Origin of the sequence: Gilvimarinus polysaccharolyticus (genome assembly GCF_001187555.1) — a bacterium.
Lineage (GTDB): Bacteria > Pseudomonadota > Gammaproteobacteria > Pseudomonadales > Cellvibrionaceae > Gilvimarinus > Gilvimarinus polysaccharolyticus.
Genome location: NZ_LFIJ01000002.1, coordinates 1,293,489 through 1,307,631, shown reverse-complemented (window position 1 = coordinate 1,307,631; position 14,143 = coordinate 1,293,489). Strand labels below are relative to the sequence as shown.

Below are 14,143 nucleotides of genomic sequence, written 5' to 3'. Positions count from 1 at the left end.
CTAACGCCTCTGGATTCGCGACACTATTCGACTTCAGCTGCGCGGTCGAACGCCGTCACCGGATCATCCCAATCTCCGGTGATGCTATACGAGATACTCGTCATCTTATTCATTTGTTCTTCAAACAACTTACTGATAACAAAAACCCCAGCCGCAGCCGGCAGACCAGCCGCCAACGCGGCAATAACCGTTAAATTGCCCCCCATCGGCAGCGTAGCCACCAGCCGCGTATCGAGTGTTTGATCCACCAAGTTAACCGCCCCGGTTAATTGCATGCGGCTCGACGGGCTGCGCAGCAACACCGGTTCCGCAACAGCCATCTGGCCTCGAGAGAAATGTACCGCCCCGGTTATCTCATCAAAGGTTAAGCCGCTTTTGTACAGATCAGAAAAGTCGAGCCGTAACCTGCGCGCTAACGAATCAAAATTGAATAACCCCATCAGCCGCAATAATCCTTCACCCTCAATCGCGGAGTCGCGAATAAAACGGCCCGAGCCGATATTAACCTCAACATCACCCTCAATGGCGACAAGCTCAAAGGCCGCCGGGCCGCCGGGCCAGTTTAAGTTCAGCTTATAATCGGCCGACTCACTTTCAATACTTTGCGGTGCGTTCCATTGCTGCATTACCTCAGCCATATCCGTGGCGCTCACCCGCGCAATTAATTGTGTACGCTCTGGGGCAAGCTGCCAATCTAAGATGGCGCCATCAGTGTCACGCCCAGTTATCGTTAAGCCCCGCACCTCGCCCTGTACATCCGTCAGCAATAGCGCATCGGGAGCGGGTTGGAGATTGAATTGCCAGCGGCCGTAACTTTCATCGCCCCATTTAAACTGTTCAATAGTGACTTGTACCGGCCGCAACTGATCGAGCAACTCTGACGTTAAGCGCGGCTTTAAAGCCACACTAAGCTCAGCATTATTTATCGTCCCGGCATCTTCTGCGGGCGGCTTAGGAAGCCGCAGGTGTGACAGATTAAGACGCGCGGGTGTGTTTTTATTCAGCGGCCAATTGAGTTCGCCGGTTAGCGTATCACTGGTCACTATAAAATCCCACGCATCCGGCAACTGACGCAATTGCAACCGCAAGTCTTGAATATTCATACCGCCCAACGACTGCTCGGCGATCTGCAGATCGGCTGAAAGCGGCACTGCCAGCGAGGCCAAAGCACCTACGTCCGATGGGGCAACAGACTCATTTTGTGATTGACTAGAGTAATCAGCGTAGCGTTGCCATACCTGTTGCCAACTTGCTACATCAATAGTATCTAGCTTGCCAGTGAAGTGTAATGCTGGGCTCGTCAACAGCGTAGGCTCTTCCCCTAAAGCGATCGCGCCACCGAGCAAACGCTGACTCTCGGGCTCTAGGTATACCATAGCCCGCAGCTGATCTAAGTAATGCACATCTGCCAGAGCTGTCTGTTTGCCTAAAATATAATTCATTACCAGCTGACCGGGCACAGAGGATTTTTTACCCAATGGTGCAGGTAAATTAACCTTAACGTTTTCAAGATCGGCGGTGATCGCAACGGCGGCGATTAAATCATCCTGCGGTTCATGCAGGCTTTTATCATCAATCAAAAACTCATCGGGCTGACTGCTTAGCGCATTTGAATCCTCGCCATGATCCAGCTCAACATGAACATTTAAGGCAACCTCACCTTCAGCAAAAAGCAACCCAGGCTGATTACTCCAGCGAGCCAACTGCTTAACACTCGCGCGGGTATCAACATCAATTAGTGTTCCGCTTTGTCGCTGCTCGGTAAATTGCGTAGTTAAATTAATCGCAGCATTATGACCAAACAATTGTCCCTGCAATTGCTCCGAACGCAATCCGGTATCGCTGTTATAAAAAATTTTACCGCTGAAGTCGGCCAACTCTAAATCGTAGTTATCCAGGGCAAACATTGAAGCATCAACATCAATATTCAAGTTATGATAACTGCCAGCGGCACCCGAGGTTAACGGAATAGTCAAATCCACCACCGCATCTAAATCACCATGCAGATACCAACTATCCATACTGTCGCCAACGTAATGGCGCAGTACGCTTTGACGTAGGATACGCAAGCCATCACTCGCGATACCGTCTAACTGACCGGTAACAGCCAATACTTTACCTTCATCCACGGGATTATCTTTTAGCGTTACGCTGGCATTGATCACATCGCTGTTGTAGATCTGCCCCCGGGTAAAACGGGTGTACAAATCGGTGTCATCTAACAGCAGATGGCCCTCTAAGTTACGCACCGCGGGCCATTCTGGGTGGTAGTTAAAATATCCATCAGTAACATCTAACGCGAGCGCTACACTATGATCTGCGAGCTCAGAACTATTGATTGCCCCACGATAAATAAACGCCGCGCGAGTTGCCTCGCCCGGGTTATCCTCACCAATACCGTGCGCCAAGTAACGTCTTAATTCATCAGGCACAATCGTTGGCAAATATTTGCGATATTGATTAGCGGACATATTCTCGGCACTGGTGTAAACCGTCAGATCTATCAATCCAGCATCAGACTGCCAAGGTATCTCCAGATGAAAATAGCCCTCTGCCCGCTCATCACCATCGGATACGACTAATGGCCCGCTGTTCACATAAATACGATGCGCATCGGGGCGCAAATGCCAAGCCACCTGGCCGCGTGCCTGATCGAAATGTAATGGCTGCCGATACACCCCAGGAAACGCCATACTAAATTCATTACGCGAATCAAGCTGGACACTTCCACCCTGCGCATTGGCTTCAACATAAGCTGATACATGGGTAAATGCTGGCACGCCATTCCAGCTGCCCACACTGACATTATCCACATTAGTCGCTAAGCGCCAGGCAGACCAATCACTTGGTGCCGCTGACAGCTCTAGCGATTGAACCTCGCCTTTGGCATCCAGACTATCAACCAGTTTTCTTAACGCAGGGTGTGTTGCCAACAATTCATTATTCTGTAAAAAGTCTGTCAGCTCAGCTAAATCTAACCGCGATACCAACACGCTTAACGGTGCGTCGGCGCGGGCGCGACTCGCCACTATATCCAATGCAAGCTGAGTATCTTTATCCGACACCCAATGTGACTGCTGCAGCGCCAAATGCCAGCGGTCGAGTCCAGCCAGTTGGCCACTAACATCGGCGGTTAGTCCCTCAAACGACAAATCGGTCTCTGCCAAAGGAATGCTAACATCCGTTACGCTAATATCCCCCACAACACTGACACTAGGATTATCGGCTTTGCGACCAAACCAAAGATTGGCACTGACCTCGCCGCTAGATTTTATTGTTTTAGTCTCAGCATCTGCGGTGAGCTGAACAGCTTGAGCCGGTGTAGCTTCCTGGGGTTGGGGTTGTGTTTCTGTTTGCCGTGTTATTCCGGCATGCTGCAGCAACCCATCGATCAACTTATTAGCGGGTACGTTTTTTAATTGTAAATAAGCATCAGCAGTAAATCGTTTGTCTCGCGGATCACCGCGCCCTTCAAGTAAAAAGTACAACGTGTTGTTATGCTCAGCAACATCCAAACGTAACACTAAACGATGAAAGTTGCCGCTATTTTCCAGAAGTAACGATGGCGAGTTAAGACGCAACTGCTCGCCATTATAGAAATGAAAATCTAGATGGGCTTTATTAAAGGCAATGCGTCGCGAGGCCAATAAAACATCAAGAATAGTATCGTGCAAGTTGCCATTAGTCGGGCTGCCATCATTGCTCACCCCCTGCAGTTTCCAGCGGCCTTGCTGGTCTTGGCGCAACGACATAACGCCCCCAGACAACTCGACATTGCCCCACACGGGGCGCCAGGCCAGCACAGAGTCAATGATGTCCAAGCGCAAACGAGCGCTATCCATCGCAAGCAATCGCTCACCGGTAAGCGCATCAACCTCGATCCCTTGCACATCGAGCACTGGCTGCAAGCCACTCCAGTCGGCACTGATTTGCTTTAACCTAACCTCAACTCCCGATTGCTGCGACAAGAGTCTCTCAAGCTGAGGGCGATAATCGGACAATAAATATGAAAAACTGCGGCCAATCTGTACCAAGACCGCCAGTGTAATAACCGTCACAGCCAGTATTAAAAAAAACTTTCGCAGTACGTAGCTCAGCGCCCGCAACATTCGTTATTCCTCAACGCTCTGCATGACAGTTGGCTACCCGCCAGCCGCCGTGCGCGTTAGACCAGTACAATGTCATACTGCTCCTGAGTAAATAAAGGCTCTACTTGAAATTCGATTGTACGGCCGATAAAAGCTTCAAGATCGGCGACATAAGCGGCGTCTTCATCAAGTAAACGATCGACCACTACTGATGAGGCTAGCACCAAGAACTTCTCGTTGTCATAGGCGCGCGCTTCACGCAAAATTTCGCGAAACACTTCATAACAAACTGTTTCAGCCGACTTGACCTGACCTCGACCGCGACACACTGAGCAGCTCTCGCAGAGCATTTGGCCCAGCGACTCGCGCGTACGCTTACGAGTCATTTCGACCAAACCCAACTCGGACACACCAGTGATATTGGTTTTAGAGTGGTCGCGCTCGAGGGCTTTCTCAAGTGTGCGCAATACTTGCCGCTGATGCTCTGGATCTTGCATATCAATAAAATCCAACACGATAATACCGCCGATATTTCGCACCCGCAATTGTCGAGCAATAGCACTTGCGGCTTCCATGTTGGTTTTAAAAATAGTTTCTTCGAGGTTACGTCGCCCTACAAAAGCACCGGTGTTAACATCCACCGTGGTCATAGCTTCGGTCTGCTCGATGATCAAGTAACCGTTAGATTTAAGCCCGACTCGTGGGTCTAATGCTCGCGCGATTTCGTCCTCTACGCCATATAAGTCCAACAGTGGCCGCTCGCCCTGATAACACTCGATAATATTGATCAGCTGGGGGCAGTACTCATGGGCAAACTCACGCATTTGAGTCCAACTCTGGCGAGAGTCGACCCGTATTTTTTCGATTGGTTGACGGGCTAAATCTCGGAGTGAGCGCAGCGTTAGTGGCATATCTTGGTGAATAACAGCTGGGGCGACAGCTGCCGACAAACGATCTGTCAGCCCCTGCCAAAGCTTTTGCAAGAACGGAATATCACCTACGACTGCATCCGCCGGGATACCTTCGGCAACAGTCCGCACAATAAAGCCACCACTAATATCTTGCTCTAAAACACTGGCAGCAACCGCATCGCGTAAACGTTTGCGCTCGACATCATCATCAATGCGAATCGATACACCAATATGTGCACTATTGGGCATATAAACTAAATAACGCGATGACAAGGTAATATGAGAGGTAAGACGCGCACCTTTGGTACTGATTGGATCTTTACTGACCTGCACAACAAGCGCCTGCCCCTCTCGGACCAATGTGCGAATGTCGGGTAGTTCGGTAGGCCGCGCTTCGCCTTCAAGCGGCTCTGGCGTCAACTCTTGGGCGTGAATAAAACCCGTGCGCTCAAGCCCAATATCGACAAAAGCCGCTTGCATGCCAGGCAGCACACGCACCACCTTGCCCTTATAAATATTACCCACAAAACCACGACCATGACTGCGCTCAATATGCAGTTCTTGAAGCACGCCGTTATCCACCAGTGCCACGCGGGTTTCCACTGGGGATACGTTGATCAGAATTTCTTCGCTCACGGTGCGCTCACTCTCGGCCTAGCCAAAAAGGAACATTGTACTTGCTCAACAGGGGTGCTGTCGTCTCCAATGGCAAACCAACCACATTAGAATAACTACCGTGAATTTCCCGCACAAACACCGCGCCCAACCCTTGGATACCATACCCTCCAGCTTTATCAATGGGCTCTCCGGTAGACCAATAGGCATTTATTTCTGTATCGGTGAGTTCACGAAACCACACCTCGGTACAGGCCAGAGCTACATCGAGCTGAGTGCCATCAGTAAGCGCCACCGCCGTTATCACCGTATGCGCACGGTTAGACATCGCGCGCAACAATTCGGCCGCATGCTTTTTATCTCGTGGTTTCTCTAGCAGCTGGCCATCCAAAACACCTAGGGTATCGGCGCCAAGCACAACCTGTTGCTCTTGATGCAGGCCGCGTGGCAAAGCTCGCCAACCAGCCTCTGCCTTGGTGCGTGCCAAACGGCGGACGTAGTGTTCGGGAGCTTCACCCGCTTCCGGCATCTCCGGCACATCGATGCTGACAGGCAAAAAATCTACACCAATTTGGCGCAACAACTCGGCGCGTCTTGGCGATCCTGACGCTAGAAACAGTTGGGCAGACACGACGGGCATAAGACGCTCCAGCAAGGACTAAACTTGTCGCGAGATACGATATAGACGGCGCAGCCTATCGAACAATATGGCGATAACCGGCCAACAGCACGCGCTGGCAACTGATGGTAATAAAAACCCAAAGCCCTCCATCTGGCGCCCACTCAAAGACTGTACCCAATAAGCGATTAATTGGGCGCAAGCCACTAGCAATAAAATCCACAATGACTCTTGCCAGTGGGTAAAATGACGCACTCTGCGATAACTGCGCAAACATAGATAGCTCGTCACCACCAAAACCAGCGGGTGCTGCCCCAATGGTGAGCCAACGGTAACATCCAACAATACGCCCAGTATGATTAATGCCGCCATACTGCAGCTTTGGGGGAGGACATAAACCCAGTAAATGACCACTAACAAAACAAACTGCGGGCGAAAAATCCTATGCTCCAACGCCAACGGATAAACGTCCAGCAGTATCGCGACGAATAGTGTCAACACGATCAAAACAAGTGCGGGCAGGCGATCGAGCCACATAATAAGCTAATCGACCTGAGGTGTATCAAACACCAACAATACGTTACGGGTACGATCCATCTGAGCCATAGGACGCGCCGTGATTTTTGCAAAAGGTTGGCCTGGGTCGCGCTCAATCTTCTCTACCACCGCAACAGGGTAACCGGCGGGAAACCGTTGCCCAAGGCCCGAACTTACCAGCAAATCGCCGATCCGAATATCGGTAGTATTGGATACATGTCGCAGCGTTAAACTTGCTAACGAGCCCGCCCCCTCGGCAATACTGCGAATACCGTTGCGATTAACTTGCACCGGCAGTGCGTGGGATGGATCGGTTAGCAGCAGCACCCGCGCGCTATCGGGTCCGGTCTCGATCACCTGCCCCATCAAGCCTTTTGCATCTAGTACGGGTTGGCCGACATAAACACCGTCATCACTGCCGCGATTCAGCACCAAGGTGTGACTGAGCGGATTAGGCGAAACACCAATCAGCTCAGCCACGAGGACATCATCCTCTAGAATTTCTGTCGCGTTGAGCAACTGGCGTAAACGCCCATTTTCGGCGGCAAGTGCGGCCATTTGCTGCAATTTCCGCTTGTGGATAAGCAGCTCGGAAGCAAGCCGTTGTTTTTCTTGCAGCAGCTCGGTCCGCGACACAAAGGTCTCGTCGCTCCAGCGGCTAATACGACGGGGAACATCGGTAATCTGATAGAAGGGCTTGGCCAAGGTGCTTAACTCGCGCCGCACGGGGTCGAGCCAATCGGTATATACACTTACCAACACCAAAGCCAAAGATATCGCGCCAAAAAAGACAAAGCGAGAACTTACAGCGGGGCCTTTTGTAAACAGTGTTTTAATGGCGAGATCTCCGGACGCAACGCTCTATGTCGTTTTTAGGCGCGAACACTCTTAATAGACCAAAGTGCAGGCGTTAGGTGCCGCGCAATCAATACTCTGGCAAGCTACGAAGACAGTAAGTCTATATTGCGCTTGTCATTCATCTCCATTGCCATGCCGCCACCACGAGCCACACAGGTCAATGGGTCTTCGGCCACAACAAACGGCAAGCCTGTCTCATGAGTAAGTAGACGATCGATATCGCGTAGTAACGCGCCACCACCGGTTAGCACCACACCGCTCTCGGCTATGTCAGAGGCCAGCTCTGGCGGTGATTGTTCGAGTGCACTTTTCACGGACTGAACGATACCAGCCAACGGTTCTTGTAATGCTTCTAGAATTTCATCGCTGTTTAGAGTAAAGCTGCGGGGAACCCCCTCGGCCAAATTGCGCCCACGGACATCGATTTCGCGCACCTCACTGCTGGCATAAGCACAACCGATCTCTTGTTTAATACGCTCGGCAGTAGCATCGCCAATAATGCTGCCATAGTGACGACGCACATAATTAACAATAGCCTCATCAAAACGGTCGCCGCCAATACGGACCGAGTCGGAATACACAACACCGTTAAGTGAGATAACCGCGATCTCGGTAGTACCGCCACCGATATCGACCACCATCGAACCATTGGCCTCGGCTACTTTTAAGCCCGCGCCAATAGCCGCAGCCATTGGCTCTTCAATCAAACGAACCTCTAACGCACCCGCACCCAGCGCCGATTCACGAATTGCGCGTTTTTCGACCTCGGTCGATAAGCAGGGAACACTAATTAATACTCGTGGGCTAGGTGCAAACCAGCTGTTTTCATGCACTTTACGGATAAAATGCTGCAACATTTTCTCGGTCACTTGGAAATCGGCAATCACACCGTCTTTTAATGGACGAATCGCGGTAATATTACCTGGCGTCCGGCCCAACATTCGCTTCGCTTCCATACCAACGGCCTCAACGATTTTTTGACCGTTGTGGTGACGAATGGCAACCACAGAAGGCTCGTCGAGGACAACGCCTCGCCCCCGCACGTAAATCAGGGTGTTAGCTGTGCCTAAGTCGATAGAAAGATCATTAGAAAAAGCGCCGCGAAGATATTTAAACATGAGTGTTGATGGCCTTAAGATACTGGTAGTGGCAATTCGCCCCAACGCAGGCGAGCCGAGCTCTAATTAACGGTAATGGACTAATACAAACAACGGCGTAGGCGCTACTGCGCCCGCCGAAAACATTCAACGAGTCCCAAAAATGCTGTGCTTAATAGCCCTTGTGCCGACTTTGCTACAGCCGTCTTGGCTGCGTCAGCGAGAGCCACTAACCACAGGCCCCTTGGGGGATGTTGGCACTCTATCAACGGCAGGGATTTAGGGCAAGGCACAAATGTGATAACTTTACCGACTTTTGGGGCAAAGCCGGTATTTTTTTCACTAATGATGGCCGCAATTGACCTTTTACCCGTAAAATTGCCTAATTCGACGATTTGTACGCCGCGTTGACCTCTTGTATGTGTCAACGCCTCACACGGAGCAACCCATGGCTGTAAACAAAAACGATATTGAAAAGCTGGCCGAACTGTCGCGCATCGACATCTCGGACGAGGCAGCCGCCAATGTGGCGCAAAGTATCTCGGAGGTGCTCGGATTAGTCGACCAACTCCAAGCGGTCGACACTACCGGCGTGCGCCCCATGGCTCACCCGTTAGACGCCGTACAACGCTTACGTCGCGACGAAGTTACCGAGTGCGACCAGCGGGAACAATTACAAGCTATGGCTCCTGCCACTGAAGACGGCCTGTATCTAGTGCCGCGTGTCATCGAGTAATCAATAGCATTGTCATACCGCCATAATTCACGTGCGCTACATATCGCGCCACAGGCCAGCCTTTCCAAAGGATAGAGTCCATGCACACCAAAACCATTGCTCAGCTCGCCGACGCGCTGCGCAGTAAAGAAATCACCAGTGTCGAGCTAACCCAGCACTTTCTTGACCGAATTGCGGCGCTCGATTCGCACTACAACAGCTTTATTACGGTCACACCCGATATCGCTCTCGCGCAGGCGCGTGCCGCCGACGAACGTTTGGCGGCGGGCGACACCTCACCCCTGTGCGGCATCCCGATCGCCCATAAAGATATCTTTTGCACCCAAGATGTACGCACAAGCTGCGGCTCTAAGATGCTCGACACTTTTATTGCGCCGTATAACGCCACCATTGTCGAAAATTACTTAAAAGCTGGGGCGGTCATGTTGGGCAAAACCAACATGGATGAGTTTGCCATGGGCTCTTCCAACGAAACCAGCTATTACGGCCCGGTTAAAAACCCCTGGAACACCAACTGTGTACCGGGCGGCTCCTCTGGCGGCTCTGCGGCTGCCGTAGCGGCATTGTTAGCTCCCGGCGCTACTGCCAGCGACACAGGCGGCTCAATCCGCCAACCTGCAGCTTTGTGCGGCCTAACAGGTATCAAGCCGACCTACGGCCGAGTATCGCGCTGGGGGATGATTGCTTTTGCCTCGAGTCTTGACCAAGCCGGCACCCTGACTCGCAGCGCCGAAGACGCCGCGCTGATGCTCAACGTGATGGCCAGTTTTGACGACAAAGACTCTACCTGTGTAGACCAACCACTGGAAGACTACACTGCAACACTCAATGATTCGCTGACTGGACTCACCATTGGTATCCCTGAGGAATACTTCAGCGAGGGCCTCCACCCAGACACGGCCAAAGCCGTTCAGGCCGCAATCAAAACTTACGAGTCACTGGGCGCTAAAACCCGCTCGATCAGCTTGCCGCACACACACTTGGCGGTACCGGCTTACTACGTTATCGCGCCGGCAGAGTGCTCGGCCAACTTGTCACGCTTTGACGGTGTGCGCTACGGCCATCGCTGCGACGCGCCAAAAGATCTGACCGATCTTTATAAGCGCTCACGCAGTGAAGGTTTTGGCGATGAAGTAAAGCGCCGCATTTTAGTCGGCACTTACGCTTTGTCGGCTGGGTATTACGATGCTTACTACAACAAAGCGCAGCAAGTACGCCGCCTCATCAAACAAGATTTTGTCGATGCATTTAAAGACGTCGACGTTATTCTTGGCCCCACCTCGCCCTCACCGGCATTTGAGTTTGGTTCCAAGACTCAAGATCCAGTGGCTATGTACTTAGAAGATATTTACACCATCGCCACCAATTTGGCCGGACTGCCGGGGCTGTCTATCCCCTGTGGTTTAGTTGACAACAAACCCGTCGGCCTGCAATTAATCGGCAACTATTTTGCCGAAGGCAAGCTCCTCAACGTCGCACATCAGTTTCAACTCGCGACCGACTTTCACCAGCAGCTGGCACCAGCCACCGCCTAAGAGGACAACACGATGGAATGGGAAACTGTTATCGGGCTGGAAATTCACGTCCAGCTCGCCACTAAATCAAAAATATTTTCCGGCGCTAGCACCGCATTTGGCGCCGCGGCCAACACACAGGCCTGCGCGATAGATCTAGCCATGCCGGGCACCTTGCCAGTCGCCAACGAAGAAGCCTTTCGCTTTGCCGTTATGTTTGGCCTTGCCATGAACTCCGAAATCGGCAAGCGCTCGGTATTTGAGCGCAAAAACTATTTCTACCCCGATCTACCCAAAGGCTACCAAACTACTCAACTGGAAGAGCCTATTGTCGGCCCCGGCGTAACCAATATCGAGTTGGCAGACGGCAGCCAGCGGGCCGTGCGTTTGCATCACGCTCACTTAGAGGAAGACGCTGGAAAATCGCTGCACGAAGATTACCAAGGCATGAGCGGTATCGATTTAAACCGCGCAGGTACACCGCTGATAGAAATCGTCTCTGAGCCCGATATGCGCTCTGCCGAAGAGGCCGTTGCTTACCTTAAAAAAATCCACTCGATCATCACCTATCTGGGCATTTCAGACGGCGAGATGTCGCAGGGCTCGATGCGCTGCGACGCCAACGTCTCGGTACGTTTAAAAGGCGAAGAAAAGCTTGGCAATCGCTGCGAAATTAAAAACATCAACTCATTTAAGTTTGTCGAGAAAGCCATCAAAGTGGAGGCCGAACGTCAAATCGAAATTATCGAAGACGGCGGCAAAATCGCTCAAGAAACCCGCTTGTACGACGCCGACAAAAATGAAACTCGCTCCATGCGCAGCAAAGAGGTAGCCAACGATTACCGCTACTTCCCCTGCCCCGATCTGTTGCCGGTCATCTTAGATGACGACTATATCGAAACTATCCGACGCACCCTACCAGAACTGCCAGACGCCAAACTGAATCGTTTTGTGAGCGAGTACGATTTATCTAGCTATGATGCAGCCGTACTCACGACCGACCGTGTTACCGCCGATTTTTTTGAGACCGCGGCAAAAGTCTCAAACGAACCTAAGCTCGCGGCCAACTGGGTAATGGTGGATTTAGCCGGCTATTTAAATAAGTCAGACACCAAGCTCGGCGAATGCCCCTTTACGGCTGAGCAACTAGCCGGCCTGATTGTCCGCATTAAAGATGGCACAATCTCCGGGAAAATTGCCAAACAAGTGTTTGAGGGCATGTGCAATGGCGAAGGTGATGCCGACAGCATTATTGAGGCGCGAGGCCTTAAGCAGGTCAGCGACACTGGCGCACTAGAAAAACTGGTGAACGACGTTATCGCCAACAATCCAGCACAGGTGCAAAACTACGTAAGCGCCGACGACTCAAAACGCCCCAAAATGCTTGGATTTTTTGTCGGCCAGATCATGAAGGCCAGTAAAGGCCAGGCCAACCCTCAAGCCGTAAATGAAATTCTACTGAAAAAGTTGAACGAACAATGACACTAAAAAAAGACAAACAGAAAGTTTTAGGTGAAATTTTTGATAACGAGCGCATTGAAGGCTTTTTACAATACCCCGCCCCCGAGGGGGTCAGCCGCGATTTCCACTTACTGGAAAAAGCTTACCGAGGCATGCGCGAAGAAAATTTTGCAACGTTCCTGACGTTCTTCAAACAGGCCGGCTACGACCTAAATGCCAAGGGGCCCAACGACCAAACGTTTTTGCAAACGATTAAAAGTCATCGTATTGCCGACGACTATGTCACCTCTTTGGAGCAAGCAGGCGCCCACTAGGGCTTGCTTGCAACAAGATGAAAGGCAACCCAGCAGATGCCCTACGACACTTAAGCCAAGGAGCACAACTACTTGTCGCGCCGGGGCTTAAGCGTTTTATTATTGTGCCGCTGCTGGCCAATATCCTGGTATTTATATTTACCACCATTGCGCTCATGCATCTATTTAGCGATTTTTTAACGCTGCTAATGGGATGGCTCCCCGGCTGGTTAGAGTTTTTAGCATGGCTCTTGTGGGCCATTTTTGCCTGCGTTGTACTGTTTGTTTACGGCTACAGCTTTAATCTCATCACCAACCTAATTGCCGCGCCATTTTACGGAATTTTAGCCGAAAAAATTGAGCAAAAGCTAACCGGCATAACACCCAAAGATGAAAGCTGGGCCGAACTTATCCCGCGCACGCTAGGCCGCGAATTAATTAAGATTTGGTATTTTATTACTCGTGGACTACTGATTTTGGGGCTGGTATTAGTAAGCTGGTTTATACCCGGATTGAACCTAGCGGTATTACTGATTGGTGCCTTGTGGTCGGCTTGGTGTATGGCAGTGCAATACATCGACTACCCCGCCGACAACCATCAAACCCCTTTTGTTCGGCTGCGGCAATTACTGGGACGGGCCCCTCTAACCAGCTATTCATTTGGCGGCATGGTTATGCTCGCCAGCATGATCCCAATTATCAATGTCTTTGCCATGCCTATCGCCGTAGCCGGCGCTACGGTTTACTGGGTAGAGTCGCTGCGGCACATTGACAGTGTCCCGTAACTCACAGCGACAAAACACTTTAATCAACGGATTTAGCCGCGGGGCATTAAGCTCAAAATTCAAAGCCATCCCGTATATTTTCTCACAGAAGTAGCTGCCGTATAGCTCAACACCACCGCTCAGAAATCCCAGTTGCCGCAATAAACTTAATCGCGGAAATTGCTGTACTGCAGCGGCATCTCTAAATCTGAGGCGCGCAAAAAAGCGATAACTTCTTGCAAATCATCGCGTTTTTTGGCCGTGACTCGCAACTGATCGCCCTGAATTTGCGCCTGCACCTTAAGCTTTTTCTCTTTGATCATTTTCACGATTTTTTTTGCCAACTCCGACTCGACCCCAGTTCGCACCACAACATCTTGAACCACCACTTTACCGCTGGCACGGACCGGCTTAACCTCTAAGCAGGCGATATCGATCTTGTTTTTAAGCAGCGCACTTTGCAACATATCGAGCATCTGCTGCAATTGAAAATCGGCCTCTGCGGTCATAGTTACCACAAAATCTTTTAACGAGAAATCGGCATCAACGCCTTTAAAATCGTAACGCGTAAGGATAACGCGCTTAACCTGATCGACCGCATTGGTCAGATCATGTTTTTCTACTTCAGAAACCACATCAAACGATGGCAT

Annotated in this window: 12 protein-coding genes; 5 read left to right on the top strand and 7 right to left on the bottom strand. The window is 51.1% G+C overall.

The features are described from left to right. Positions 1-23: 23 nt before the first annotated feature. From GILYN3_RS14230 to GILYN3_RS14205, 6 genes are all read right to left on the bottom strand, one after another. The gene (locus GILYN3_RS14230) at positions 24-4,109 is read right to left on the bottom strand and encodes a YhdP family protein (RefSeq protein ID WP_049723613.1); all 4,086 of its coding nucleotides are present in this window, start codon (positions 4,107-4,109) and stop codon (positions 24-26) included. 56 nt (positions 4,110-4,165) lie between these two features. Next, positions 4,166-5,635, bottom strand: coding sequence for a ribonuclease G (rng, locus tag GILYN3_RS14225; RefSeq protein ID WP_049723612.1), 1,470 nt, complete (start codon positions 5,633-5,635; stop codon positions 4,166-4,168). Positions 5,636-5,642: 7 nt separating this feature from the next. Beyond that, positions 5,643-6,254, bottom strand: coding sequence for a Maf family protein (locus GILYN3_RS14220; protein ID WP_049723611.1), 612 nt, complete (start codon positions 6,252-6,254; stop codon positions 5,643-5,645). Between the two features lie 18 nt (positions 6,255-6,272). Next, positions 6,273-6,770, bottom strand: a complete 498-nt coding sequence (mreD, locus tag GILYN3_RS14215; protein WP_049723610.1) for a rod shape-determining protein MreD — start codon at positions 6,768-6,770, stop codon at positions 6,273-6,275. A gap of 6 nt (positions 6,771-6,776) precedes the next feature. Beyond that, positions 6,777-7,547 carry a rod shape-determining protein MreC gene (mreC, locus tag GILYN3_RS14210; protein ID WP_269745945.1) on the bottom strand — a complete coding sequence of 257 codons (771 nt, stop codon included), beginning with the start codon at positions 7,545-7,547 and terminating at the stop codon, positions 6,777-6,779. 164 nt (positions 7,548-7,711) lie between these two features. Next, complete coding sequence (locus tag GILYN3_RS14205; RefSeq protein WP_049723608.1) at positions 7,712-8,746, bottom strand: rod shape-determining protein; 1,035 nt, start codon at positions 8,744-8,746, stop codon at positions 7,712-7,714. Between the two features lie 427 nt (positions 8,747-9,173). On the opposite strand from GILYN3_RS14205, the gene gatC reads away from it, so the two are divergent. From gatC to cysZ, 5 genes are all read left to right on the top strand, one after another. After that, positions 9,174-9,461 (top strand): Asp-tRNA(Asn)/Glu-tRNA(Gln) amidotransferase subunit GatC, encoded by a 288-nt coding sequence (gene gatC / locus GILYN3_RS14200; protein WP_049723607.1) that lies wholly within the window; start codon positions 9,174-9,176, stop codon positions 9,459-9,461. 80 nt (positions 9,462-9,541) lie between these two features. After that, on the top strand, positions 9,542-10,996 hold the full coding sequence (gatA, locus tag GILYN3_RS14195) for an Asp-tRNA(Asn)/Glu-tRNA(Gln) amidotransferase subunit GatA (protein ID WP_049723606.1): 1,455 nt from the start codon (positions 9,542-9,544) through the stop codon (positions 10,994-10,996). Between the two features lie 12 nt (positions 10,997-11,008). Further along, entirely contained in the window at positions 11,009-12,457 is a 1,449-nt protein-coding gene (gene gatB / locus GILYN3_RS14190) for an Asp-tRNA(Asn)/Glu-tRNA(Gln) amidotransferase subunit GatB (RefSeq protein WP_049723605.1), read from the top strand. Beyond that, positions 12,454-12,750 (top strand): PA4642 family protein, encoded by a 297-nt coding sequence (locus GILYN3_RS14185; protein WP_049723604.1) that lies wholly within the window; start codon positions 12,454-12,456, stop codon positions 12,748-12,750. Before gatB ends, GILYN3_RS14185 begins: the two co-directional genes overlap by 4 nt. A gap of 17 nt (positions 12,751-12,767) precedes the next feature. Next, positions 12,768-13,514, top strand: coding sequence for a sulfate transporter CysZ (cysZ, locus tag GILYN3_RS14180; RefSeq protein WP_049723603.1), 747 nt, complete (start codon positions 12,768-12,770; stop codon positions 13,512-13,514). A gap of 146 nt (positions 13,515-13,660) precedes the next feature. Here cysZ and GILYN3_RS14175 read toward each other — a convergent pair whose 3' ends face one another. Continuing rightward, positions 13,661-14,143 carry a YajQ family cyclic di-GMP-binding protein gene (locus GILYN3_RS14175; protein ID WP_049723602.1) on the bottom strand — a complete coding sequence of 161 codons (483 nt, stop codon included), beginning with the start codon at positions 14,141-14,143 and terminating at the stop codon, positions 13,661-13,663.

Coding starts and splice junctions, on each gene's coding strand:
- gatC (WP_049723607.1), top strand. CDS start 9,174: ATGGCTGTAAACAAAAACGATATTGAAAAGCTGGCCGAACTGTCGCGC.
- GILYN3_RS14230 (WP_049723613.1), bottom strand. CDS start 4,109: ATGTTGCGGGCGCTGAGCTACGTACTGCGAAAGTTTTTTTTAATACTG.
- GILYN3_RS14185 (WP_049723604.1), top strand. CDS start 12,454: ATGACACTAAAAAAAGACAAACAGAAAGTTTTAGGTGAAATTTTTGAT.
- cysZ (WP_049723603.1), top strand. CDS start 12,768: ATGAAAGGCAACCCAGCAGATGCCCTACGACACTTAAGCCAAGGAGCA.
- mreD (WP_049723610.1), bottom strand. CDS start 6,770: ATGTGGCTCGATCGCCTGCCCGCACTTGTTTTGATCGTGTTGACACTA.
- gatB (WP_049723605.1), top strand. CDS start 11,009: ATGGAATGGGAAACTGTTATCGGGCTGGAAATTCACGTCCAGCTCGCC.
- GILYN3_RS14175 (WP_049723602.1), bottom strand. CDS start 14,143: ATGCCATCGTTTGATGTGGTTTCTGAAGTAGAAAAACATGATCTGACC.
- GILYN3_RS14205 (WP_049723608.1), bottom strand. CDS start 8,746: ATGTTTAAATATCTTCGCGGCGCTTTTTCTAATGATCTTTCTATCGAC.
- gatA (WP_049723606.1), top strand. CDS start 9,542: ATGCACACCAAAACCATTGCTCAGCTCGCCGACGCGCTGCGCAGTAAA.
- GILYN3_RS14220 (WP_049723611.1), bottom strand. CDS start 6,254: ATGCCCGTCGTGTCTGCCCAACTGTTTCTAGCGTCAGGATCGCCAAGA.